The 24,131-nt window shown below is 41.4% G+C and carries 23 protein-coding genes; 10 read left to right on the top strand and 13 right to left on the bottom strand.

What is annotated here, in order from left to right; all coding sequences use genetic code 11:
• Positions 1-13 precede the first annotated feature (13 nt).
• Both clpB and epsC read right to left on the bottom strand, forming a co-directional pair.
• Positions 14-2,593 (bottom strand): ATP-dependent chaperone ClpB, encoded by a 2,580-nt coding sequence (gene clpB / locus G8D99_RS05290; protein WP_166323296.1) that lies wholly within the window; start codon positions 2,591-2,593, stop codon positions 14-16.
• A 374-nt stretch (positions 2,594-2,967) separates the two neighbouring features.
• Entirely contained in the window at positions 2,968-3,873 is a 906-nt protein-coding gene (gene epsC / locus G8D99_RS05285; RefSeq protein WP_166323294.1) for a serine O-acetyltransferase EpsC, read from the bottom strand.
• Positions 3,874-4,314: 441 nt separating this feature from the next.
• On the opposite strand from epsC, the gene G8D99_RS05280 reads away from it, so the two are divergent.
• Together G8D99_RS05280 and G8D99_RS05275 are read left to right on the top strand one after the other, a co-directional pair.
• Positions 4,315-4,797 (top strand): rhodanese-like domain-containing protein, encoded by a 483-nt coding sequence (locus tag G8D99_RS05280; RefSeq protein ID WP_166323292.1) that lies wholly within the window; start codon positions 4,315-4,317, stop codon positions 4,795-4,797.
• Positions 4,798-4,927: 130 nt separating this feature from the next.
• A complete protein-coding gene (locus G8D99_RS05275; protein WP_166323290.1) occupies positions 4,928-5,755 on the top strand; it encodes a peptidoglycan DD-metalloendopeptidase family protein in 828 nt (275 codons plus the stop codon).
• A gap of 124 nt (positions 5,756-5,879) precedes the next feature.
• Here G8D99_RS05275 and G8D99_RS05270 read toward each other — a convergent pair whose 3' ends face one another.
• The gene (locus tag G8D99_RS05270) at positions 5,880-6,332 is read right to left on the bottom strand and encodes an OsmC family protein (protein ID WP_166323288.1); all 453 of its coding nucleotides are present in this window, start codon (positions 6,330-6,332) and stop codon (positions 5,880-5,882) included.
• A 150-nt stretch (positions 6,333-6,482) separates the two neighbouring features.
• On the opposite strand from G8D99_RS05270, the gene crp reads away from it, so the two are divergent.
• Together crp and G8D99_RS05260 are read left to right on the top strand one after the other, a co-directional pair.
• The gene (gene crp / locus G8D99_RS05265; protein ID WP_166323286.1) at positions 6,483-7,196 is read left to right on the top strand and encodes a cAMP-activated global transcriptional regulator CRP; all 714 of its coding nucleotides are present in this window, start codon (positions 6,483-6,485) and stop codon (positions 7,194-7,196) included.
• Between the two features lie 272 nt (positions 7,197-7,468).
• On the top strand, positions 7,469-8,518 hold the full coding sequence (locus tag G8D99_RS05260) for an NADP(H)-dependent aldo-keto reductase (RefSeq protein ID WP_166323284.1): 1,050 nt from the start codon (positions 7,469-7,471) through the stop codon (positions 8,516-8,518).
• A 148-nt stretch (positions 8,519-8,666) separates the two neighbouring features.
• Here G8D99_RS05260 and G8D99_RS05255 read toward each other — a convergent pair whose 3' ends face one another.
• The 6 genes from G8D99_RS05255 to G8D99_RS05230 form a co-directional block, all read right to left on the bottom strand.
• On the bottom strand, positions 8,667-9,434 hold the full coding sequence (locus tag G8D99_RS05255; protein ID WP_166323282.1) for a M48 family metalloprotease: 768 nt from the start codon (positions 9,432-9,434) through the stop codon (positions 8,667-8,669).
• A 142-nt stretch (positions 9,435-9,576) separates the two neighbouring features.
• Positions 9,577-9,882, bottom strand: coding sequence for a phosphoethanolamine transferase domain-containing protein (locus G8D99_RS05250; protein ID WP_166323280.1), 306 nt, complete (start codon positions 9,880-9,882; stop codon positions 9,577-9,579).
• Positions 9,883-10,020: 138 nt separating this feature from the next.
• Entirely contained in the window at positions 10,021-10,815 is a 795-nt protein-coding gene (locus G8D99_RS05245; RefSeq protein ID WP_166323278.1) for a M48 family metallopeptidase, read from the bottom strand.
• Between the two features lie 176 nt (positions 10,816-10,991).
• A complete protein-coding gene (locus tag G8D99_RS05240) occupies positions 10,992-12,311 on the bottom strand; it encodes an adenylosuccinate synthase (protein WP_166323276.1) in 1,320 nt (439 codons plus the stop codon).
• Positions 12,312-12,374: 63 nt separating this feature from the next.
• Positions 12,375-13,541, bottom strand: coding sequence for an ATP phosphoribosyltransferase regulatory subunit (locus G8D99_RS05235; RefSeq protein ID WP_166323274.1), 1,167 nt, complete (start codon positions 13,539-13,541; stop codon positions 12,375-12,377).
• A gap of 360 nt (positions 13,542-13,901) precedes the next feature.
• On the bottom strand, positions 13,902-14,357 hold the full coding sequence (locus tag G8D99_RS05230; RefSeq protein ID WP_166327555.1) for an Lrp/AsnC family transcriptional regulator: 456 nt from the start codon (positions 14,355-14,357) through the stop codon (positions 13,902-13,904).
• Positions 14,358-14,538: 181 nt separating this feature from the next.
• On the opposite strand from G8D99_RS05230, the gene G8D99_RS05225 reads away from it, so the two are divergent.
• Positions 14,539-15,333: an AzlC family ABC transporter permease gene (locus G8D99_RS05225; protein ID WP_166323272.1), complete on the top strand. Its 795-nt coding sequence runs from the start codon at positions 14,539-14,541 to the stop codon at positions 15,331-15,333.
• The gene (locus G8D99_RS05220; RefSeq protein ID WP_166323270.1) at positions 15,330-15,629 is read left to right on the top strand and encodes an AzlD family protein; all 300 of its coding nucleotides are present in this window, start codon (positions 15,330-15,332) and stop codon (positions 15,627-15,629) included. The genes G8D99_RS05225 and G8D99_RS05220 overlap by 4 nt, the downstream gene beginning before the upstream one ends.
• 44 nt (positions 15,630-15,673) lie before the next feature.
• Here G8D99_RS05220 and G8D99_RS05215 read toward each other — a convergent pair whose 3' ends face one another.
• Together G8D99_RS05215 and G8D99_RS05210 are read right to left on the bottom strand one after the other, a co-directional pair.
• A complete protein-coding gene (locus G8D99_RS05215) occupies positions 15,674-15,982 on the bottom strand; it encodes a hypothetical protein (RefSeq protein ID WP_166323268.1) in 309 nt (102 codons plus the stop codon).
• Positions 15,983-16,168: 186 nt separating this feature from the next.
• The gene (locus G8D99_RS05210; RefSeq protein WP_166323266.1) at positions 16,169-17,191 is read right to left on the bottom strand and encodes a type I glyceraldehyde-3-phosphate dehydrogenase; all 1,023 of its coding nucleotides are present in this window, start codon (positions 17,189-17,191) and stop codon (positions 16,169-16,171) included.
• A gap of 454 nt (positions 17,192-17,645) precedes the next feature.
• Between G8D99_RS05210 and alaS the strand changes: the two genes are divergently transcribed.
• From alaS to csrA, 3 genes are all read left to right on the top strand, one after another.
• On the top strand, positions 17,646-20,339 hold the full coding sequence (alaS, locus tag G8D99_RS05205) for an alanine--tRNA ligase (protein ID WP_171522754.1): 2,694 nt from the start codon (positions 17,646-17,648) through the stop codon (positions 20,337-20,339).
• A gap of 68 nt (positions 20,340-20,407) precedes the next feature.
• The gene (locus tag G8D99_RS05200; RefSeq protein ID WP_166323264.1) at positions 20,408-21,688 is read left to right on the top strand and encodes an aspartate kinase; all 1,281 of its coding nucleotides are present in this window, start codon (positions 20,408-20,410) and stop codon (positions 21,686-21,688) included.
• A gap of 238 nt (positions 21,689-21,926) precedes the next feature.
• Complete coding sequence (gene csrA, locus G8D99_RS05195; RefSeq protein ID WP_166323262.1) at positions 21,927-22,187, top strand: carbon storage regulator CsrA; 261 nt, start codon at positions 21,927-21,929, stop codon at positions 22,185-22,187.
• A 105-nt stretch (positions 22,188-22,292) separates the two neighbouring features.
• Here csrA and rnhB read toward each other — a convergent pair whose 3' ends face one another.
• Both rnhB and G8D99_RS05185 read right to left on the bottom strand, forming a co-directional pair.
• Positions 22,293-22,859 carry a ribonuclease HII gene (rnhB, locus tag G8D99_RS05190; RefSeq protein WP_166323260.1) on the bottom strand — a complete coding sequence of 189 codons (567 nt, stop codon included), beginning with the start codon at positions 22,857-22,859 and terminating at the stop codon, positions 22,293-22,295.
• A 103-nt stretch (positions 22,860-22,962) separates the two neighbouring features.
• On the bottom strand, positions 22,963-23,352 hold the full coding sequence (locus G8D99_RS05185; RefSeq protein WP_166323258.1) for a hypothetical protein: 390 nt from the start codon (positions 23,350-23,352) through the stop codon (positions 22,963-22,965).
• Between the two features lie 210 nt (positions 23,353-23,562).
• Between G8D99_RS05185 and G8D99_RS05180 the strand changes: the two genes are divergently transcribed.
• Positions 23,563-24,120 (top strand): cytochrome b, encoded by a 558-nt coding sequence (locus tag G8D99_RS05180; RefSeq protein ID WP_406741507.1) that lies wholly within the window; start codon positions 23,563-23,565, stop codon positions 24,118-24,120.
• Positions 24,121-24,131: the final 11 nt, after the last annotated feature.

Below are 24,131 nucleotides of genomic sequence, written 5' to 3'. Positions count from 1 at the left end.
GTTTGAGTGACATTTAGCTCAGCTTCACTCGACCAAACTCAAGTTGACCGTTTTCAGCTTTGATCAAAATATTATCACCTGGGACAAAATCCCCTGCCAATATTTTTTGCGCCAAACTATTTTCCACTTGTTGTTGGATGGCACGTTTCAATGGACGCGCACCATACACAGGGTCAAAGCCAGCATCAATCAATTGATCAAATGCACTGTCATCCACAGTTAGGCTCAAGTCACGGTCTGCCAAACGCTCACGTAAACGATCCAATTGAATGTCTGCAATGCCACGAATTTGCGCTTTCTTCAAACTATGGAAGATTACCAGTTCATCAATACGGTTAATGAATTCAGGGCGGAAATGTTCCGATACTGCATCCATCACCACTGCACGCACTTGATCATCGCTTGCGCCTTCACCCAACTCACGTACATCATTTGAACCCAAGTTTGACGTCATCACGATTACGGTATTTTTAAAGTCAATCACACGACCTTGAGAATCGGTTAAACGACCATCATCCAATACTTGAAGCAAGATGTTAAACACATCTGGATGAGCTTTTTCCACTTCATCAAACAATACAACGCTATACGGTTTACGGCGCACCGCTTCAGTCAATACACCACCTTCTTCATAACCGACATATCCTGGAGGCGCACCCACCAAACGGCTCACGGAATGTTTTTCCATAAACTCAGACATGTCTATACGAATAATCGCATCGTCGCTGTCAAACAAGAAGTTACCAAGTGCTTTGGTTAACTCAGTTTTACCCACCCCTGTTGGTCCAAGGAATAAGAATGAGCCACTTGGACGGTTCGGGTCAGACAACCCTGCACGTGAACGGCGTACAGCGTTCGATACAGCTTGCACTGCTTCTTCTTGCCCTACGACACGGTTATGCAAGAATGACTCCATTTGAAGTAATTTCTCGCGTTCACCTTGCAGCATTTTTGACACAGGAATACCGGTTGCGGCACTGACGACTTCAGCAATCTCGTTTTCAGTGACTTTGGTACGAATCAGTTTCGGCTCTTCATTCACCTCAGCCACTTCTTCTTCATCCAAACGTTTTTGCAACTCAGGAATCACGCCATATTGCAAACGGCTTGCTTCAGCCAAATCACCTTCACGTTGTGCTTTTTCAAAGGCAGTACGCGCTTTATCGAGCTCAATCTGAGCTTGATTGGTACCATCGACTAGACGTTTTTCTGCAATCCATTGTTCTTCCAAATCGCTATATTCTTTCTGAACTTCCGCAATTTGATTTTCCAAATGGGTTACTTCTGCTTTACTGACCGAATCCGCATCCTTCTTCACGGCTTCAAGCTGCATTTTCAATTGAATCAAGCGACGGTCTAAACGGTCTAGAGGCTCAGGTTTTGAGTCAATTTCCATTTTGATGCGTGATGCTGCTTCATCAATCAAATCAATCGCTTTATCCGGCAATTGACGATCGGTAATATAACGATGCGACATTTTCGCCGCAGCAATAATCGCAGAGTCTAAAATTTGCACCCCATGATGGGTGGCATATTTCTCTTTCAAACCACGTAAAATCGCGATGGTATCTTCCACACTTGGCTCATCCACCAACACTTTTTGGAAACGACGTTCTAAAGCGGCATCTTTTTCAATGAATTGACGATATTCATCCAATGTGGTTGCACCAACGCAACGAAGTTCACCCCTTGCTAGAGCAGGTTTCAACATATTGCCGGCATCCATCGCACCATCGCCCTTACCTGCACCTACGAGCGTATGTAACTCATCAATGAACAGGATAATTTCACCATCATATTTGGCTAAGTCTTTAAGAACGGCTTTTAAGCGCTCTTCAAATTCACCGCGGTATTTTGCACCAGCCAGTAATGAACCCAAATCTAAAGATAAAACACGTTTACCTTTGAGGCTTTCAGGCACCTCACCATTGACAATACGTTGCGCCAAACCTTCTACAATCGCAGTTTTACCCACACCCGGCTCACCAATCAGCACAGGGTTGTTTTTGGTACGGCGTGATAAGACTTGGATAGTTCGGCGAATTTCTTCATCACGACCAATCACAGGGTCGAGCTTGCCTGACAACGCACGCTCATTTAAATCAATGGTGTATTTATTGAGTGAATCACGTTGATCTTCATGATTATTTGCCATGACTTTGTCGCCACCTCGAATATTTTCAATCGCTTTACGGAGTTTATCTGTGCTTACACCAACACTGCTGAGTAAGTTTTTAGTATTGCCTGTTTCAGCCAATGCCAACATGACCCAATCAGTTGATAAAAACTCATCTCCTGCTTTTTGTGCATAGCTGTCTGCCAAATTTAAGGCACGTACCGCTTCAGGGTTCAGATTAATATCCCCTGTTGGCGAGCTCAGCGTTGCTGCATCTTTTAACGCTTGATCAAGCTTGGCTTGTAACTCACGCGGGTTTGCACCTGCTTGCTGTAACAAACTTAAATTAGAAGGTTCATCGAGTAGTGCCGCTAGGATATGAATACCTTCAATTGCCGTATGGTCTTTACCCATAGCCAAAGATTGTGCATCTGAGAGTGCTTGTTGCAGACGATTAGTAAATTTTTCAAATCGCATTCTTGTTATTCCTTACAACAAATTCTGTACTTGAATCATTAATGGGAGCATTTAACGTAATTTCAATCTAATACAATTAATTTTTTAATATATTTTTCAAAAACTTATAAAAATACAACAATTAAACCTTAGTGATAATATGTGATCTCGATGGCTCTTTTTCAAGTGTATTTGCGTTGCAAAGCAGATCATTTTGAATTATTGATGGATTGAGACATTTTGATGCTGATCATCTAATCAGATGTCTGATTCAAGCGTTGTATGAATGCTATAAAAAGCCCAAATCTAGATTCGAGCTTTTTAAAGTCAGAAAGTTTGAAATATACATTCAAACAAATACTTCTAAGTGTCTTTTTGATATTTCTCTTACATATCTAATTTTGAGATTTAGAAGCATGACTTTGTAATACAAAGCTATTCGCTTCTACACTTTGAGTAATCCAAACATTCCCACCGATCACAGCGCCTTTGCCAATGGTGATGCGTCCAAGAATCGTTGCTCCTGCATAGATCACTACATTGTCTTCGACAATCGGATGACGGGCATATTCTTTCTGCAAACGTCCTTCATTATCAATTTCAAAACGTTTAGCGCCGAGTGTCACCGCTTGATAAATTCGGACATTTTGACCAATGATACAGGTCTCACCAATCACCACACCGGTACCATGATCGATAAAAAACCCCTGTCCTATTTGAGCACCAGGATGAATATCAATCCCGGTTTTAGAGTGCGACAATTCCGCAATGATCCGTGCCAATAATGATAAGTCTTTTCTATAGAATTCATGTGCAATTCGGTGATAAATAATCGCCAATATGCCCGGATAACACAGCAATACTTCATCCACACTCCGCGCTGCAGGATCGCCCTCATAGGCCGCAATCACATCGGTATCTAAGATTTTTCGAATTTTGGGTAATTGTTCAGCAAAATCTCCAACAATCTCTTCTGCCAAATGTTGAATATCGACTGGATTCTCAATCTGCTTTCTATATTTATAGTCATAGGACAAATTCAATTTTACTTGTTCGAGCAGTGCATATAAGGTCTTTTCTAAAGTATGCGCAATATAGAAATTTTCACTGTGTTGTCTTAAATCGTGCGGTCCCAAGCGCATGGGGAAAAGAATGCCACACAGGTCATCCATGATTTTTTTAATTTCTGCCCGTGAGGGCAATTCACGTCCGCCCTCTTCTTTAAGACTGTTTTGCTGAACGCGCCATTCATGACGAACCTGTTGTAAATCGTCAACAATTTTATGAATATTCCAAGCCATCTTTCACCCACCATTGTGATTATTATTTTGATCTTGAAAATTTAAAATGCCTCAATTGAACGTTCAAATCTTATGTTTTGCACGTTATTTAGAGCTGTTAAATCACTTTTAAATGCTTGATTTAAGATAAGTCTTATTCAAATACTTGAGACATTTCAAAAAACACCATATTCAAAAACATGCTGTAAATTCTATTGGAAAATGCTGTAAATAGATCAATCAAATCAACATATCCATATCTCATTTTTGACTATGTTTCATTTCGATATTGAGTATATCTAATTGAATTTTTATTCATTTAAAGAATATAGAAAAAATGTATATTAATAAAACTGAATATATGTAGTGATTTTATTAATAGTTAGACTCTCCTGATTTACATATACATATTCACAAATCACTCAAAACATATTTTGACTTTAGCGCTTAAAAGGCATTGTTATGACGTATTTAGCCCAAACACCTCAGCTTAGCCCTGATGAAGTTGCAGAGATTCTAAACCGTGCTAAACAATTGGCTGAAGACCATTATCTCGAGTTTTCAGGCACTGTTTCTCCACAAGATGCTTGGCTATTATTTCAAACTCAGCAAGCCGTGATTGTCGATGTACGGACCATAGAAGAACGTAAATTTGTCGGACATATTGCCAACACCATTCATATTCCGTGGGCAACAGGTATTTCTTTAAATCGTAATCCACGCTTTGCACAAGATTTAGAAACCAAAGTGGGAAAAGACAAACTGATCTTGTTACTGTGCCGAAGTGGCAAACGCTCAGCGGCGGCAGCCAATGTGGCGTTTAATGCCGGATTTGAGTCGGTGTATAACATTGATCAAGGTTTTGAGGGCGATCTAGATGAAAACCAACACCGTGGCCGTTTTAATGGTTGGCGTTTTCACAAACTGCCTTGGGTACAAGATTAACTTCTGTTCATTTTCCATAATAGGCATTTTACTCACTATACTTCTCAGGTTTAATAGCGCCTATAATCTCTTGTTCGATCATGGTCTTAGGCGCATACTTATTACAATGTTTTTATAACTATAAAATTTTATGCCTTTATTTCGTTTATGTCACAGATTTACACTCTGCTGTACCAGTCTATATTTCGTTTTCAATACCACAGCCTTATATGCAGACTTACCCAAACAATCGCTCCGTCCCGGTGGCATAGCGGTGATTCCACTACAAGACAATATTCATCAGGTCAGCTACCACAATCAGCCAATCTTGATTACGCAACATCAACAGCAACGTTATGCGATCTTTGGCATTCCTTTGTCAGCATCTTTGGGGAGGCTACCATTACAGACCAATCAAAAGCCCATTGAAATCAATATTCAATCCTATCCCTATGCGCAACAACGTCTAACTGTAAAGAATCAGGCGTATGTCAATCCAAACCCTGAACAACTTGAGCGTTATGCTATAGAAGCTAAAGCACAAAACGATATTTACACGTCATTTAGTCCAAGAACATGGACTGAATTTCCCAATTTTATCCGCCCGACAGCAGGTAAATTTAGCAACTCATTTGGACGTAAACGCTTCTTTAATGGTGAAGAACGTGCCCCACATTCTGGGCTCGACATTCCTGCCCCTGTGGGTCAGCGTGTGGTTGCCCCCGCCTCAGGTGTTGTAGTCGGTGTCGGTGATTATTTCTTTAATGGTAAAACGGTACTGATTGATCATGGTCAGGGTCTGATTAGCATGTTTTGTCATTTAAGCGCCATTAAGGTCGATCAAGGTCAACCTATTCAACAAGGTGAAGTACTCGGCTTGGTTGGTAAAACAGGACGTGTTACAGGACCGCATTTACATTGGAGCATGAGCTTGAATAATGCTCGAGTAGATCCGCAATTATTTCTCAGCAATCCCTAAGATTGAATAGAAAACCATCTAATCAAAAAGCTTAATCTAAAAACCAAAAAGGCAACTGAATTTCAGTTGCCTTTTTGCATATTCAATCCTTTAAAGACCCATATGCTGTTCAATTTACACTTTTTTATTCAGCTTTTAGCACTTCTGATTCACTCGCTTCAGCTTCGATAATCTCAAAATCATGGGTGATTTCAACACCGCCGTCAGAGAGCATTTTGCTGGCTGAACAATATTTCTCAGCAGACAGCTCAACCGCCTTTGCAACTTGCTTTTCTTTTACGCCTTTACCGGTCACCACAAAGTGCAAATGAATCTTGGTAAATACAGCCGGAATCGTGTCTGCACGATCCGCTTTTAGCTCACACACAACACCCGTCACATCTTGGCGAGATTTCTTTAAAATGGTCACAATATCAAACGAAGCACACCCACCAAGTCCCATTAATATCAACTCCATAGGACGTGGACCACGGTTTTGACCACCATAAGCTTCCGCACCATCCATGATGATTTGATGACCACTCTCCGATTTTGCTTCAAAAGCAACATTCTCTAACCAATGTACGCTAGTATGCATTGCAACTACCTAAAAAAAGCTATAAATTTACTGTGTACTGTACACTAGCATAATTTGAGTTGATAAGGAATTTCATCTCTGCTGTATAGAAGCGATGATTTCGACTCTGACTTTTGATCTAGTTATTATCCAATTTGGAATTTAAAAAGCATGACTTCTAATTTTTCACAACTTAGTACAGATGCTTTGTCGCCAGGTCAACTGCCTGAATCGGTCAAAGCTTTGCTTAAGCGTGCCCACATCAATCGCTTTCCAAAACGTACTGCTATCATTGATGCTGGCTCTGAGTCAAAATCACTGTATTTAATTTTAAAAGGTTCGGTTTCAATTATTTTACGTGAAGATGATGACCGTGAAATTGTTGTTGCTTATTTGAACCCTGGGGACTTTTTTGGGGAAATGGGTCTGTTTGAAACCAACCCACAGCGTACAGCGGAAGTTCGCACTCGTGATGTTTGCGAGATTGCTGAAATTTCGTATGCCAATTTCCATGAAGTCAGCAAACAATATCCTGATTTGAGCTACGCTGTTTTCGCACAGTTGGTTCGCCGTTTGAAAAACACCACACGTAAAGTGACTGACCTTGCATTTATCGATGTATCGGGTCGTATTGCGCGTTGTTTAATCGACCTTTCAAGTCAGCCTGAAGCAATGATTTTGCCAAATGGCCGTCAGATTCGTATCACTCGTCAAGAGATTGGTCGTATTGTCGGTTGTTCACGTGAAATGGTCGGTCGTGTTCTAAAAACTCTTGAAGAACAAGGCATGATCGAAACTGATGGTAAAGCCATTTTGATTTTTGATGCGTCTTTAGAAGCAGTTCATGCTGTTGAAGAAGATCTTGATGATGTAGATGACGAATAAGTCTTTACATCAACATCACGTCTAAAAAAGCAAATCTTCGGATTTGCTTTTTTATTGTCAGCTTAAAAATTCAGCTTAAAATTTGGATATTTTTAAGTCGCCTAATGGCTTCAGTTGCGACATTCACAGCATAATTTTTTGATCATCCGCTTTCATAGCTTTTAACTTTTTATACATAGCATTGCTGAATTTTGCATTAATCTACAGTTTGTACTCGGTTAAACTACTGATTGAAATATAAAAGATAGTCGAACGTTTAAGGACAACACCCTATGCAATTTAAACCTTTGAGCCATACTGGCATTTTAGTGCCTGAAATCTGTTTAGGCACCATGACTTTTGGTGAGCAAAACACCCAAGCTGAAGCATTCGAACAGCTCGAATATGCCTTAGATCGTGGTCTCAATTTTTGGGACACTGCGGAAATGTACCCTGTTCCACCTAAACCTGAAACCCAAGGCGCAACAGAAGTCATTTTAGGCAATTGGATTCAACAACGTGGCGGTCGTGACAAGTTATTCATTGCCTCAAAAATTGCAGGTCCCTCGCAAGGGGGTAGTCAGATTCGAGGTGGACAAACCCGATTCAACAAAGCTGATATTGAAAGTGCTTTAGATGGCAATTTAAAACGTCTACAAACTGATTATATCGACTTGTATCAACTCCATTGGCCACAACGCCCGACTAATTTCTTTGGCAAATTGGGTTATGGCAATCAAGAGGCCCAAGCTGCACAGGACATTACCGATTTAGAAGAAACCTTGTCTGCGCTCAGTGATGAAGTCAAAAAAGGACGTATTCGCTATATCGGTTTGTCCAATGAAACCCCTTGGGGCACACTCAAATTTTTGCATTTGGCTGAACAACTCGGTCTAGAAAAAGTGGTGACGGTGCAAAATCCGTATAATCTGCTGAATCGCACTTACGAAGTCGGCATGTCTGAAATCGCCCATTATGAGGGTGTAGGTCTACTCGCCTATTCACCGCTAGCTTTTGGTTATTTGTCAGGTAAGTTCCGTAATGGTGCACGCCCTGCTAATGCTCGTGTCACGCTCTACTCGCGTTTTAGCCGTTATAGCAACCCCGAAAGCGAATGGGCAACGGAACAATATGCCCTGTTGGCAGAGAAACATGGTTTAAGCTTAACTCAACTGGCTTTGGCTTTCATCAAACAACAATTCTTTGTGACCTCAACCATTATTGGCGCAACCAATCTCGATCAACTCAAAGAAAACATTGACGCATTCGACATAGATTTATCTGAAGAGATTCTGCAAGAAATCGAAGCGATTCATAAACAACAGCCCAACCCTGCTCCCTAAATCTTTTTAAAGCAACGCTTTAAAAAGACTTAGAAATCCTCTAAAACCACTGCTTTGTTTTATGCGAAGCCAAATAGAATCAACCAAAGCATTGCTCAGATTTAAAGACAAAAAAGGATGCCTCGACATCCTTTTTATTTGGGCTGTATCAACGCGCTTTATAAATCGCTTGTGCAGCAGGTAAATTCTTTTGCATCGCTTGAATACGTTGCGCATTGGATGGATGGGTTGACAAAAATGAACCACCACTGCCTTCGAGTTTATTCATTTTCTGCCACAAAGTAATGGCTGCTTGAGGATCATAACCTGCACGCGCCATCAACATTAAGCCCCCTTGGTCAGCACGGCTTTCTAGATTACGTGAATACGGTAAACCAATCCCGATCTGACTGCCCAATTGTGCTGCAGCTGATGCACCTTGTCCAACGCCAGCAGCACTTAAACCGATGCCTAAAGCCAAGTCAGTTAACGCTTGCGCACCAATTTTACTTTTTGCATGCTCTTCTAAAGCATGGATCATCTCATGTCCCATCACAGCTGCAATTTCAGCATCGGTTAAACCGAGTTTATTCACAATACCCGTGTACACCACCACTTTACCGCCCGGTGCAACATAGGCATTCACAGTATCTGCTTTCAATACTGCCAACTGCCAGTCAAATTTCACCCCAGTTTGATTGACTTGATCCGCATATGGACGTAAGCGATTGAATACCGCATTGACGCGTTGATAAGTCGATGAACTAGTGTCAAGCGTGCCTTTACTGCGTGCTTCTTGCAAAGTCTTGTTAAACCCTTCAGTCGCACTCAAGTTCAAAGTTTGCGTGTCTGCACCCGCCAAACTTGCCATGGTGGTACACCCTGAAAATGTGATCATACTACTTGCACAAAGTGCTAAAAGTAATTTGTTATTCATTCTTGTTATCTCCGCCAAGGATCATATAAATGATTAGATTTCTTTGAATTATATGCAAATGCATCGCCAGATGAAATCTAAACTTTCTTCATTTTCATAGCAATTGTGTAATTCGCTATACAGCAAAGGAGAGTATGAAAAATTATAAAAATTGCTGACTCAGCCAATAGCCCAAACACAACACATTTAACAGCAAATAAAATCGTGCCACAGGTGCGATGCGCTGTTCAATTTGCTCACTATTACGCTTCATCCATAGGTAAGCGTTCTGAATCAAAATAATCGGTACCAAAATACAGGCTATCATCACGGATAAGCCCATCAAGGCTTGATAAATCACTTCAGGATTGGAGGTTTGCGCTTTGATAATGATCATTGCAATGGTCGGTGCGCCACCCATCGCAAACAACAGTGAATAAAAAATGGTATTGGCAATATTCTTCTGCATTCCGTGCTCAATGAATTTTCGAATAAAATCTATACTAATAGATTTAATCACGCCAGAATTGAATCTTATTCTGCAACTTTAGTAGACAAAAAAAAGGAATACATGGCGTATTCCTTTTTCTTAAATTCCATATTACTTTTATTTTGCTTTCGCACTTGCTGCATATAACTGCTTTGCTTCAACCATGTTTTTCTTTAAATCAGTGATACGGTCATTATTTGATGGATGCGTAGACGTAAATTTCTGCGCACCATTGGTACTTCCACCATCCGCTTTATTCATTTTTTCCCATACGGTAATAGCGGCTTCAGGATTGTAACCTGCTTTTGCCATAAGCATGAGCCCACCACGATCCGCTTTAGATTCTAGATTACGTGAATACGGTAGACCTACCCCATATTTACTTCCGATATCTACCGCTTGTGAACCTAAAGAACCGAGCTTTTCACCCGCATAAGATTTACCTAATTTCACTGCCATATCGGTAATTGCAGTTGCGCCTGCACTACGTTTAGAATGCTCTTCTAAAGCATGTGTCATTTCATGACCCATAATTGCCGCAATCTCAGCATCGGTCAATTTAAGTTGATTAACAATACCAGTGAAAAACACAACTTTACCGCCCGGCATGACAAATGCATTTAATTCATTTGACTTTAAAACACTGAGTTTCCAATCAAATTGCTGGCCTGTTTTATTGACCTGGTCAGCAAATGGCTTCATTTTCAGAAAAACTGCATTAACGCGTTTATAGGTCGATGAAGAGGTATCAAGAGCATTTTGTGCTTTTGCATCATTTACAATCAGTTGGTAATCTTGAGCAGCATTTAAACTTAAAGTTGTAGAATCATTACCTGTCAGTTCCGCAACAGTAGTACAACCAGATAAAGTCAATAAGACACAAGAACTCAATAGAATTTTTTTTAAGAACATGATTTTACCCATTTAAAATTATTGTATAAGTTATAACTTTTTAAAAAATTTTAGTTATGTGATTAAATATACATCATTTTTTAATAAAAATAAAACCTACGTCACACTTTTAATTTTAATTGATATAAAAAAGCCCCGCAAATGCGAGGCTTTTATTCAATGGCTAATCTAAAAGATTAAGCATCAAATGGGTGGCGAAGAACGATGGTTTCTTCACGATCTGGACCAGTCGAAATAATATCGATTGGGCATTCGATCAATTGCTCAAGACGTTTAACATAGTTAAGCGCAGCTTGTGGTAATTGATCGATAGATTTCGCGCCGAAAGTCGATTCAGACCAACCTGGCATCGTTTCATAGATCGGTTTTAAAGTTTCAAATGCAAGCGCATCAGAAGAACCGACACAACCAGAATCCGCAGCTTCGTAACCTACACAGATTTTCACTTCTTCTAAACCATCAAGAACGTCAAGTTTAGTTAAGCAAATACCTGAAAGTGAGTTCACTTCTACAGAACGACGTAGAATTTCAGCATCGAACCAACCACAACGGCGTTGACGACCAGTAGATGCACCAAACTCAGAACCTACAGTACCGAGGTGTTTACCAATCGCATCACCCACATCGTTAGCAGCATCGTAAACAAGTTCAGTTGGGAATGGACCTGCACCTACACGCGTTGTATACGCTTTAGTGATACCCAACACATAGTCAAGGTGTAATGGACCCAAACCTGAACCAGAGCTTACGCCACCAGCAGTCGTGTTTGAAGAGGTTACATACGGGTATGTACCATGGTCAACGTCAAGCAATGAACCTTGCGCACCTTCAAACATGATGTTGTCACCGTTTTTACGGTATTTGTGAAGCTCGCCAGTAACATCCACAACAAGTGGTGCTACCACTTTACGCCATTCGTCGCAAAGTGCTAATACGTCTTCTAATTTAACTGCTTCTACGCCGTAGAATTGAGTTAATTGGAAGTTATGGTATTCAAGAAGCTCTTCAAGTTGAGCTTTCAAATGATCACCACCACGTACAAGGTCAGCTACACGTACGGCACGACGCGCAACTTTATCTTCATATGCTGGACCAATACCACGACCTGTAGTACCGATTTTCGCATTACCACGTTTCTTCTCACGCGCTTGGTCAAGTGCGATATGGTTCGGAAGAATAAGCGGACAGTTTGGAGAAATACGTAGACGCTCTTTAACCGGCACACCTTCCGCTTCTAAAACGCCCATCTCTTTGATCAGTGCTTCAGGAGAAAGAACGACACCGTTACCAATTAAGCACAGTACGTTTTCACGTAAAATACCAGATGGAATGAGGTGAAGAACTGTTTTCTTACCACCTACGACAAGTGTATGACCTGCATTGTGTCCACCTTGATAGCGAACAACCGCAGCCGCTTGATCAGTGAGCAGGTCAACGATTTTACCTTTACCTTCGTCGCCCCATTGGGTACCCAGTACCACAACATTCTTGCCCATAATAGCCTCATTGCATCATGCTGTTGAAATTTGAAACTTACCTAACAATGATTAGATAAGCGATTAAATATGTGTAACGACCCACTCACCTGCTTGTTGCACCAATTGATGCGTCGCATGTGGAATAGATTGAGGGTCATCATTACCTAACAATTGAACCACACTAAAGCCTAATGCTCGTGTCTGCTCAATGGCTTTCACTAAATCTGTTTGTGTTCCTTTCGGTGCAACCACCACACTCACAGGTTCAAGCTGACTTGTTTTTAACGCATATAAGTCACAAGAGAAACCTGTTGCAGGACGTGCACGACCAAAGTGTTCACCAATACCATCATAACGTCCACCTTGAGCCAATGGGGCTGCACGGTTTGGCGCATATACGGCATACATTAAACCTGTGTGATAGTGATATGAACGAAGTTCTACAACATCAATACCAATATCTAAATCAGGCCAACGTGCTTGAATTTCAGCTTTGGTCGCTTTCAATGCATCAAAGGCTTGTTTGAATTGGTGATTTTCAAAAACTTCACCACTTAATTTGGCTTCAAGCGTATCAAGATCACTTGCATAGCGACCCAATACATAAAAATCTTGACCAAATTTCAAGCTTGCAGTGAATTCTGCCAATTCAGGTAACGCTTTACGCTGATACAAATCAGATAACTGACGTTCAGTTGCTTTGCTGAGTTTTGCGTGCTTGACCAAACTACGGAATAAACCCACATGACCTAAATCGAGATGGATCCCTTCATGATTCTGCGTCGTTTTCAGTAAGTTCAACATCACGTCAATCATCTCGACGTCAGCATCGATACTGTCTGAACCAAACAACTCTGCACCCAACTGTAAAGGCGCACGTGTGGTATTAAAGCCTTGAGGCTTAGTATGCAATACAGTGCCTGCATAGCAGTAACGTGCCACACCCACCACTGGATGAACGTGAGCATCGATTCGAGCAACTTGTGGCGTCATATCGGCACGTACACCAAGCAAACGACCTGATAATTGATCGATCACTTTAAACGTGGCTAAATCTAAGTCTTGATTTGATTCTGAAAGAGAAGAAAGAGATTCGATGTATTCGATAAATGGCGTGTACACCAATTGATAACCTCGAGATGCAAGGAAATCTAAGGCATCACGACGCAAAGTTTCAATCACTTGCGCCTGTTCTGGTAACACATCAGCTACACCATCAGGTAATAACCATGTCTCTGAAATGGGCATGTTGTAAACCTAAATCCTGTCAGTGCGGAACGAACCCGCATAAAAAAATCGGGAACACACCCGATTTCTCCTAGTCTACCACGATAGTTTTGGCTCTGCACCTGACTTTTAAAGAAAACATCGGCAATTTTTAACCGACTGTTCACTGTTTTAAGCAGATTTAATCAGGCTTCGCCAAATAATCGATTTAACAGCAGCTTAGATTTGACTTTATACCTATCGTTAAAATTTTAGAAGATTAATCCCCCATATTTATGGCTTCTTAAGAGGATTTAATGGATTAAAAATATCCAATTGAACTTTTTATTGTCATTCGATGATTCAATTTGCAGTAAATACATTTCAACCCAAAACGATCAGCTAGCCCAAAGGTAACTCTGTGGTCTTCTTAACGGTTTGTAAGGGAATTTCAGTTTTGACATTTTGCACACTTGGAATTTGGGTCAAATGATGAATTTGAAAACGGCGATAATCTTCCAAATCACCCACCACAATTCTTAAAAAGAAATCACAATCGCCTGCCATGAGCTGACATTCGACCACTTCTGGCATAGTTTGAATGGCATCGACAAAAGCATTCACGGTTTTGGCATCTTGCCCTTTGAGCCATATTCGGGCGAACACAGTTAAACCCAAATCGATCTTCTGTGGATTAAGCAGTGCAACATATCGATCAATCACCCCCTCTTCTTCGAGTTGCTTCACCCGACGTAAACATGGTGAGGGTGAGAGTCCCACCAATTGTGCCAGTTCATTGTTCTGCAATTTTCCATTGCGCTGTAGGGCGTTTAAAATTTTCTTATCAATCTGATCCATCATTTTTACTCATCTACCAAGCTATGTTTCACATCATATTAAAATTAAGCAATAAAATTGCGCATTTTAAACTATGAATGAAATTATATCGCGAATTAAAACCAGAATAAGCTAAATTAAACACCTTCTGCTAGCCTAATCAAAATAAAATAGCGCTGTTCTACCCGATCTAGATATTTGCATGTTTACCTTTAGACAAAGCACCCAACATCGACTTGCATTGTATGAGTTTTCCGAATTTAAACGTGGCGTGAAAACTTCGATTCCCATGCTGCTTGGGATTATTCCTTTTGCCTTGGTTTTGGGCGCGCAAGCAGTCCAAAAAGGCTTTAGCACACTAGAACTATCATTATTGACGGGCTTGAACTTTGCAGGTGGCTCGGAATTTGCGATTTTGGAAGTATGGACACAGCCCCCGCATTTATTGATGCTGATGTTTATTACTTTTTTGATCAATAGCCGTCATTTATTGATGGGGGCAAGTCTTGTGCCCTATCTTCGTCACTTACCCAATAAAACCGTGTTTGGCGCTTTATTTTTTATGGTTGATGAAAGTTGGGCGGTGAGCTTCGCCGATGCGCAAAAAAATCAACAAAAAATGGGATATCAACATGCGTTTAGCATGCCCTTTTATGCAGGCCTATGCTTTGCCCTGTATGTGATGTGGCTCGGATTTACCACTTTAGGGGCAGTCATCGGGCCAGTGCTGGGTGATATTAGTCGCTTTGGTTTTGACATGGCTTTTCCTGCTGTGTTTTTGGTGTTATTACGCAGTATGTGGAAAGGGGTACGTGCAGCACGCCCATGGTTGGTCAGCCTGATTGCAGCAGCATTAGCGTATTTATATTTACCCGCAGGATGGTATGTACCGATTGGTGCGATCAGTGGCATTCTTTCTGCGTTTATCCTGATTGATGAGCATGATGATTCTGATCACAAAGACGCGATTCAAGACCATTCGGGAGAAGCATCATGATCCATACCAGCACCCTTATCGCGATTGTTTTTATTGCATTCACCACCTATATTACGCGCGTACTCGGCTATGTGTTACTGAAAAATAAAACATTAACGGTTAAACAACGTCGAATTTTGGAAGTGGTGCCCGGCTGTGTCTTAATCTCCGTGATTGCACCTTATTTCGTTAAAGACAATCCGGCAGATTTGATCGCAATGGCGATTACCCTGTTTGCAGCGAGTCGCTTTTCTTTACTGCCTACGGTGGGCATCAGTATGCTATCGGCTGCGCTATTACGTTTGATATTGGTTTAAATCTCAACAAGATTAAGTATCAAGCAATTAGGTAAAACAATATTTTACTTTTTAGACTGAATCGATTGCGTCATCACTTTAACCAATTCCACATTTTGCAGTTCAAGTTGTTTTATCTTCGCGGTGCTTTGATCTAATAGCGCTTGTTGGACGTGCATCTTTTTAGCCAAGTCCTGCATAATTTCCAAGGTCTTGTGCAGATTATGGGTCAGGCCATCTACTTTGCTTTCCATGTCAGCAAGATTTGCCAAATGGTGCTGTTGTATTGCGCGCTGTTTCTGATCTTTGATCAATATCCAAAACAGGACTGTCACCGCGATCACCAGCACCACCAAAATCCATATCGTCAGCATTCACTTCTTCCCCTTTTATTTTTTATCTAACAGCACAAGCTTGAATCTTTTGATTTCACTTAGTAGGCAGCAGGCTTGAACTTTTTAGCCCATCCTTAAGTCTAAGCGCATGCTTGCATCTTAAGTGACTTCAACCCCCTGCTTTTATTCTTGAGCGAATCGTTTAATCTTTAAAAATGTTAATCTCTACTGAAACGACTCACATAAATCCAATAAGCGGTTGGCATAACCCCATTCATTGTCATACCACGCATAGACTTTTGCCTGTTTGCCAACGACTAAGGTTTGGGTTAAATCCACAATTAAAGAATAAGGCGAGTGATTAAAGTCTGAGGACACCAAAGGTTCATCAGTGACATCCATAATCTCAGCATAGTCATGTCGTGCGGCTTGCACCAATGCTTCATTTAAACGCATTGAATCAATCGCAGATTGGGAAACAAAAGTTAAATCAATCGCTGCGACATTAATGGTCGGCACGCGAATCGAGTAACCATCAATTCGATCTGACATCTTAGGCATGACATTTTTAAGTGCACCCAATGCAGATGACGTGGTCGGAATAATATTTTGTCCTGAAGCACGGGCACGTCTTAAATCACGATGCGCATGATCCAACACCGATTGATCTGCCGTCACTGCATGAATCTCAGTCATCAATGCCGTTTCAATGCCAAACGCATCATCAATGATTTTCACCAAAGGCACCAAAGCCTGCGTAGTACATGACACACTCGAAATAATCCGATCTGTTGCTTTGACCTCTTGATGATTCACCCCATACACAATTGACGCATCCACCGTATCGAAAGGGGCAGCCCCAATAATCACCCGTTTTGCGCCCGCGGTTAAATGTTGGGTTGCAGCAGCTCGTGAACGGAACAGTCCAGTACATTCTAAAACCACATCAACCTTTAGCTCAGCCCACGGCAATTGCGCTGGATCTGCTTGATTCAACACCTGCACATTTAGCTGCGCTTTCGGCGTTGAAATCTGTAAATACGCCTGTTGGTTGTGGTAGCACAGTTCAACCTGACCTTGAAAACGCCCATGCGTCGTATCGTACTTAAATAAGTGAAGCAAGGTATCAACATCAGCCACATCATTGATTGCGACAATTTCAAACCCAAACTGTTTAGGTTGCTCAAACCAAGCACGCAATACATTACGTCCAATCCGCCCAAACCCATTTATCGCAACTCGTTGCATTCGATACCCTTTAAATGCTTGTGAAAAGATCTCACCACTGCCCTATGTTAATAGATTTCGCTGCATTACAGACAGAAATTCTTAACAGAGATGGAATTCTCGGCATTAGTGCTTATTTATTGACTTATAAATTATTTTTATCGGATTAATTCTTTATTTTCATAATGATAATTTTGCTATTTTAGGGCAATTTTGAGACTAAAATCTGCACAAATGCACCAAACTCGCTCAATCTCTCTGCATCAAGGGTTTATCATTTTTGTTAAACACTGTATAAAAAATATCTTTAAATATTATTGTCACCGATCAAGTTCAAAATCATTGGTGCGCATTACATTTTCCGTTATAATTTGGCGTTTGAAAATTTTAAGCCCAGTGTGCGGAAACAGATCATTTTGCAATGATTTTATCCAGACACACTATTCGCCAATACGAAATATGGAGTGACTTGGTTGTGAGTACTCGTTTTATGACATCAGCTGAAATCCGTGAAGCATTTTTGCGCTACTTTGAATCGCAAGGGCATACACGTGTCGCGTCGAGTTCTCTGGTACCAGCCAATGACCCGACTTTATTGTTTACCAATGCCGGTATGAACCAGTTTAAAGACTGCTTCCTTGGCTTGGAAAAACGCGATTATGTACGCGCAACATCATCACAAAAATGCGTACGTGCAGGTGGTAAACACAACGACTTAGACAACGTTGGTTATACTGCGCGTCACCATACTTTCTTTGAAATGTTAGGTAACTTCTCTTTTGGTGATTACTTCAAACGTGATGCCATTACTTTTGCTTGGGAATTCCTAACCGGTGACAATTGGTTAGCACTTCCTAAAGATAAACTTTATGTCACTGTTTATCACACCGATGATGAAGCTTTTGATATCTGGAACAAAGATGTTGGCTTAGACGCTAGCCGTATTATCCGCATTGGCGATAATAAAGGCGGTCAATACGCATCAGACAACTTCTGGGCAATGGGTGACACAGGTCCTTGTGGTCCATGTTCGGAAATCTTCTATGACCATGGTGATCACATCTGGGGTGGCCTACCAGGCACACCTGAAGAAGATGGCGACCGTTTCATCGAAATCTGGAACAACGTGTTCATGCAGTTCAACCGTACTGCTGATGGCGTACTCCACCCACTTCCTGCTCCTTCTGTGGATACAGGTATGGGCTTAGAGCGTATTTCTGCAGTTTTACAACACGTCAACTCAAACTACGAAATCGATCTGTTCCAAAACCTATTGAAAGCTGCTGCAGAAATCATTGGTTTAGATACGTCTGAACTTGAAGCAAAAGCACAAGCAGAAAACAAACCGGTTGATTACCCTGCATCTTTAAAAGTTGTGGCTGACCATGCACGTTCATGCTGCTTCTTGATCGCTGATGGCGTAAACCCGTCTAACGAAGGTCGTGGTTATGTCCTTCGTCGTATCATCCGTCGTGCCGTACGTCACGGTAACAAACTCGGTGCGACCGGTTCATTCTTCCACAAAATGTTGCAACCTTTGATTGACGTGATGGGTGCCGCTTATCCTGAACTGGAAGCCAACAAAGCACGTATCGAAGCGCAATTACTGAAAGAAGAAGAACAATTTGCAAAAACTTTAGAGCAAGGTTTGAAATTGCTTGAAGGTGAATTGGCAAATCTAAAAGGTTCTGTGATTCCAGGTGAAACTGTATTTAAGCTTTATGACACTTACGGCTTCCCAACGGACTTAACTGCTGACATCGCGCGTGAACGTGAGTTAACCATTGATGAAGCGGGTTTTGAAGTTGAAATGGCAGCGCAACGTCAGCGTGCCCGTGATGCCGGTAAGTTCGCAATCGACTACAACAGCATTGTCAATGTTGAAGGCGATACTCAGTTTGATGGTTATGATGCAACTCAAGGTCAAGGTCAAATTGTTGCGATCTACAAAGATGGCGAGCAAGTCGACGAAGTGGTCGAAGGTGACGAAGCACTCATCGTACTGAACCAAACGCCTTTCTATGCAGAAAGCGGTGGTCAAATCGGTGATACAGGTCTCTTCAAAAACGATACGGGTATTTTTGAAGTTCAAGATACCAAGAAATCAGGTGGTGCATTTGTACACCAAGGTATCGTGACCATGGGTAGCTTAAAAGCGACTCAATCTGTTGAAGCGACTGTAAAAGCGGATATCCGTGCTGCGACTGCACGTAACCACTCTGCAACGCATCTTCTTCATGCTGCCCTACGCCAAGTTTTGGGTACGCACGTTCAACAGAAAGGCTCTTTGGTAGCCTCTGACGTTTTACGTTTCGACTTTGCCAATGATCAACCGGTGACGTTTGAACAGCTTCAAGAAATTGAACGTTTAGTCAATGCTGAAGTGATTGCAAACACTGAAGTGACCACTGAACTGCTTGATATCGAATCTGCAAAAGCCAAAGGTGCGATGATGCTGTTCGGTGAGAAATATGGTGAAGAAGTTCGCGTACTTTCAATGGGTTCAGTCATTGATGAGAAAAACTTCTCCATCGAGCTTTGTGGTGGTATTCACGTTAAACGTACAGGCGACATCGGTCTGTTCAAGATCACCTCTGAAGGTGGTGTTGCAGCAGGTGTACGTCGTATCGAAGCTGTGACAGGAACCAAAGCCGTTGAAGCTTCGCAAAAGGCCGATCGTGATATCCATATGATCAATGGGATTTTGAAAGCACAGAAAGATCAAACTTTAGATAAAGTTGAAGCAATTGTTGAAACAGCATCGAGCCTGCAAAAACAAATTGATCAATTGAATCAAAAATTAGCGCACTTCCAAGCAGCTGAACTTTTAAGCCAAGTTCAAGACATTGCAGGTCGTCAAACGCTGATCACCACTGTTCAAAACATGGATGCGAAATCACTTCGTAACCTACATGATGGTGTGAAATCTAAATTAGAAAATGCAGTGATTGTGTTAGCAGGCGTAGAGGGTGATAAAGTCAGCTTAATCGCTTCTGTCGCAAAAGACTTCACTGCTTCTATTAAAGCAGGTGACATCATTAAACACTTAGCGACTGAGCTTGGTGGTAAAGGTGGTGGTAAACCTGACTTGGCACAAGGTGGCGCGCCACTGAACGAGAAGTTTGCTCCTGTTATGGCTGATCTTTCAGCTTGGCTGGCAGCAAAATAAGACTTCACTTTTTGTGTAACGGACCCTGACAAAGGTTGTGTCAGGGTCATGGCTCTTATGGAACAACTATGGCATTAATCGTACAAAAATATGGTGGTACCTCAATGGGTACTCCCGAGCGCATTTTAAATGTTGCTCGTCGTGTAAAGCGTTGGCATGATCACGGTCACAAAGTCGTGGTGGTTGTATCAGCAATGAGTGGCGAAACCAATCGCTTACTTGCTTTAGCGAAAGCCATTACCGAAACCCCTGATCCCCGTGAAATTGACCAAATGGTCTCTACCGGTGAACAGGTTACGATTTCTATGTTAGCAATGGCGCTCAAGTCGATTGGCGTGGATGCAAAATCGCTAACAGGTCGCCAAGTTGGTATTAAGACAGACAGCTCATTTAACAAAGCCCGCATTGAATCCATCGATACTGATGTATTGACGGAAAACCTAGATGCAGGTCGTGTACTTGTGGTGGCTGGCTTCCAAGGCTTTGATGAAAATGGCAACACCACAACTTTAGGTCGTGGTGGTTCAGATACTTCAGGCGTTGCACTGGCTGCAGCACTGAAAGCCGATGAATGCCAAATTTATACAGACGTGGATGGTGTTTATACCACTGACCCACGCGTTGCACCAAAAGCGAAAAAGATTGACCGTATTTCTTTTGAAGAAATGCTGGAAATGGCATCGTTAGGTTCAAAAGTTTTACAAATTCGTTCAGTTGAATTTGCAGGCAAATACCAAGTGCCTTTACGTGTATTATCAAGTTTTGATAATGACGATGATGGCGCATTCGATGAAGATTTCAAAAAAAATGTCGGGACACTAATCACCACTGAAGCGGAAGACAACATGGAACAACCAATTATCTCAGGTATCGCGTTTAACCGTGATGAAGCAAAATTAACAATTCTTGGTGTGCCAGACGAACCAGGAATTGCATCTAAAATTTTGTGCCCAATTGGCGATGCCAACATCGAAATCGACATGATTATTCAAAATGTTGAAGAAGATGGAACAACTGACTTCACGTTTACAGTCAACCGTGGTGAACTTGCAAAAGCCAAAGCGATTCTTGAAGCAACAGCAAAAGAAATTGGTGCGCGTGAAGTTGCGACTCGTGATGACATTGTTAAAGTGTCAATCGTGGGTGTCGGCATGCGTTCTCACGCAGGCGTAGCAAGCAAAATGTTCACTGCCCTTGCTGATGAAGGCATTAACATTTTGATGATTTCGACTTCTGAAATCAAAATTTCTGTGATCATTGATGAAAAGTATTTAGAGCTTGCTGTTCGTGCATTGCATACCGCTTTCGGTTTAGACCGTGAGTCAGGTGAGTCTAGCGCACGCGCATAATTTCGTGCTTATAGCTAAAACTTAGTTATAAAGATGAATAAATAATCAGAGCCACTATAGTTTTTACTATGGTGGCTCTGTTATATTAGACCTTAAATTGTTGGGATAATTGATTCAGTATTGTTCGAAGTGCATATTTCGTCACAATTTTCTGTTAAAATTAGGCCTAATGCTGAGGTTGTTATTGTCGCTTTTTGAAAAACTATCGCAGGTTTAGCGTTTAAGCAAGGAGATAAACATGCTGATTCTCACCCGTCGTGTTGGTGAAACTTTAATGATTGGGGATCAAGTCAGTGTTACTGTACTTGGTGTCAAAGGCAATCAAGTGCGTATTGGTGTGAATGCACCAAAAGAAGTATCTGTACACCGTGAAGAAATCTATCAACGAATTCAACATGAACGTGCAATGCACGAGCATTTGCAGCACTTAGACCAAGATTACCAACCTTCTTTTGAAGAAGAAAATTTTGTTCAACCTCAGAACGATTTCAACCGTTAAGTTGACTCGTTCTTAGATCCTAAAGCGGCTACTTAGCCGCTTTAAATTTGACTAAATTTCATCCAAAAAATTTTAGTAAATGAATGAGTTGATCAATATCATCAATTATAAACCTAAAGCTTTTTTAACCGGTCCAAAACTACGACGATGCTGATCAATCACCCCATGTTCAGCGATTGCTTCAAAATGCGCCTTGGTTGGATAACCTTTGTGCTTAGCGAAACCAAATTGCGGATACTGGCGATCTAATTCGATCATCTGATGGTCACGCGTTACTTTTGCCAAAATACTGGCAGCAGAAATCTCAGCATGTAAGGCATCCCCCCCCACAATCGCATCACAACCCATCTGCAAACCTTGTGGAACTTTATTGCCATCAACCAAGACATGCTCAGGTTGAATATCAAGTTGCTCAACTGCACGGCGCATAGCCAGCAACGATGCTTGTAAAATATTCAGCTCATCAATCTCAGCCGCACTTGCTTCAGCAATTGCCCAAGCCAAGGCTTTTTCCTGAATCTCGATAAATAGTTTTTCACGCTTTTTTTCTGTGAGTTTTTTCGAATCATTTAACCCTTCAATCGGGTTATTTGGATCTAAAATGACTGCCGCAGCAACCACCGAACCCACCAAAGGTCCGCGCCCTGCTTCATCTGCACCCGCTACCAACATATCTTTTCCTCAACCATAAAAAACGACCTTAAGCATCAATCTAATCATGTTTCAAACAAGATCAGAGCACTTAAGATCGTGATTTTAAAAACTTAGCCTGCGCTTAGTTTTTTAACGTTTCAACCACACATGCATTCAATGTGCTTGATACCACACGTGTTGCAAGGGTTGCTTGAGATGATTTATCCATCGCGGCCACAACCAAATCAGCAGCAGATACGCTTGAAGTTGCTTTGTCCGCAACACATGAACACACTTCAGTTTGTAACTCAGTGGCTTGAGTTTCGGTTAACAATTTAGAACCGGTTTTCCAATAAGTATTGTTGTTGATTTCAGATGCACATTTCGCTTGTACGCCAATTTTAATAGCCGTCATAGCCAAACCATTACCCAAACCTGTCGTTGTACCTGTTGCAGCAGTACCTGTGGTATCGGTTACACATGCAGACAAAGCAAAAGCCATTGGAATAAGCGCAGCGATTAATTTTTTCACAGTTTTATCCTGAGTTGATAAAAGAATATGCGGTATTTTGCACAAAGTTGCTGAGTTAAGGAATCTCTATTTTGTGTTGAATGATCACACGAACATTTTTAATGCATTTTGTGCGTTGCAGATCATCAACACACTGTTCTAAAACTCAACTTCTTAAAGGAAAAAGATTGATTTAGTATTGAGCGATTAAAATATATTTGAATCTACATAATGTCGAATAATACTCAATATTACACACGCACTGCGCAAGTGCTGCATTGGCTCATGGCGCTCATTTTTATTGTGGCTTGGATCATTGGTTTTTATAGCGGTAATTTCTTAAGCTATGACGCTGATGGTAGCTTTAAAGGTCAAGTGATTACCTTACATAAAAATATTGCCACGACCATTATCTTTTTAGTGGCAATACGAATTTTCTGGCGCTATACCCATCCTGCACCGAAACTGCCTGACTCCATGTCACCTACAATGCAAAAGGCAGCACATGCCGGTCATTTGATTTTATATATGATGCTGATTGCCATGCCTGTCACAGGTTGTTTATATAGCTGGAGTGCTGGACACCCTGCACCAGTCTTGTATTTATTTGAAATTCCTCGCATGGTTCAAGACAATCCTGAACTTTTAGCTGTTGTTAAACCACTACATGTGTATTTATCTTGGACGGTCGGCTTACTGATCGTTGGACATGTGTTGGCTGCACTGAAGCATCATTTTATTGATCGTGATCATATCCTGCGCAGTATGACCCAGCAACCTAAAGACTGACCTAGCTCTCG

The organism is Acinetobacter lanii, assembly GCF_011578285.1.
GTDB classification, from domain to species: domain Bacteria; phylum Pseudomonadota; class Gammaproteobacteria; order Pseudomonadales; family Moraxellaceae; genus Acinetobacter; species Acinetobacter lanii.
Note: the sequence above shows the minus strand (reverse complement) of the source record. Positions and strands in the feature narration are given on the sequence as shown.

Bases quoted from the DNA above. Each gene is read 5' to 3' on its own strand.
- G8D99_RS05180 (WP_406741507.1), top strand. From the start codon at position 23,563: ATGTCGAATAATACTCAATATTACACACGCACTGCGCAAGTGCTGCAT.
- rnhB (WP_166323260.1), bottom strand. From the start codon at position 22,859: ATGTTGGTAGCGGGTGCAGATGAAGCAGGGCGCGGACCTTTGGTGGGT.
- G8D99_RS05240 (WP_166323276.1), bottom strand. From the start codon at position 12,311: ATGGGCAAGAATGTTGTGGTACTGGGTACCCAATGGGGCGACGAAGGT.
- csrA (WP_166323262.1), top strand. From the start codon at position 21,927: ATGCTGATTCTCACCCGTCGTGTTGGTGAAACTTTAATGATTGGGGAT.
- epsC (WP_166323294.1), bottom strand. From the start codon at position 3,873: ATGGCTTGGAATATTCATAAAATTGTTGACGATTTACAACAGGTTCGT.
- G8D99_RS05280 (WP_166323292.1), top strand. From the start codon at position 4,315: ATGACGTATTTAGCCCAAACACCTCAGCTTAGCCCTGATGAAGTTGCA.
- clpB (WP_166323296.1), bottom strand. From the start codon at position 2,593: ATGCGATTTGAAAAATTTACTAATCGTCTGCAACAAGCACTCTCAGAT.
- G8D99_RS05260 (WP_166323284.1), top strand. From the start codon at position 7,469: ATGCAATTTAAACCTTTGAGCCATACTGGCATTTTAGTGCCTGAAATC.
- G8D99_RS05225 (WP_166323272.1), top strand. From the start codon at position 14,539: ATGTTTACCTTTAGACAAAGCACCCAACATCGACTTGCATTGTATGAG.
- G8D99_RS05255 (WP_166323282.1), bottom strand. From the start codon at position 9,434: ATGAATAACAAATTACTTTTAGCACTTTGTGCAAGTAGTATGATCACA.
- G8D99_RS05220 (WP_166323270.1), top strand. From the start codon at position 15,330: ATGATCCATACCAGCACCCTTATCGCGATTGTTTTTATTGCATTCACC.
- G8D99_RS05245 (WP_166323278.1), bottom strand. From the start codon at position 10,815: ATGTTCTTAAAAAAAATTCTATTGAGTTCTTGTGTCTTATTGACTTTA.
- G8D99_RS05230 (WP_166327555.1), bottom strand. From the start codon at position 14,357: ATGGATCAGATTGATAAGAAAATTTTAAACGCCCTACAGCGCAATGGA.
- G8D99_RS05215 (WP_166323268.1), bottom strand. From the start codon at position 15,982: ATGCTGACGATATGGATTTTGGTGGTGCTGGTGATCGCGGTGACAGTC.
- crp (WP_166323286.1), top strand. From the start codon at position 6,483: ATGACTTCTAATTTTTCACAACTTAGTACAGATGCTTTGTCGCCAGGT.
- G8D99_RS05235 (WP_166323274.1), bottom strand. From the start codon at position 13,541: ATGCCCATTTCAGAGACATGGTTATTACCTGATGGTGTAGCTGATGTG.
- G8D99_RS05270 (WP_166323288.1), bottom strand. From the start codon at position 6,332: ATGCATACTAGCGTACATTGGTTAGAGAATGTTGCTTTTGAAGCAAAA.
- G8D99_RS05210 (WP_166323266.1), bottom strand. From the start codon at position 17,191: ATGCAACGAGTTGCGATAAATGGGTTTGGGCGGATTGGACGTAATGTA.
- G8D99_RS05200 (WP_166323264.1), top strand. From the start codon at position 20,408: ATGGCATTAATCGTACAAAAATATGGTGGTACCTCAATGGGTACTCCC.
- G8D99_RS05250 (WP_166323280.1), bottom strand. From the start codon at position 9,882: ATGCAGAAGAATATTGCCAATACCATTTTTTATTCACTGTTGTTTGCG.
- G8D99_RS05275 (WP_166323290.1), top strand. From the start codon at position 4,928: ATGCCTTTATTTCGTTTATGTCACAGATTTACACTCTGCTGTACCAGT.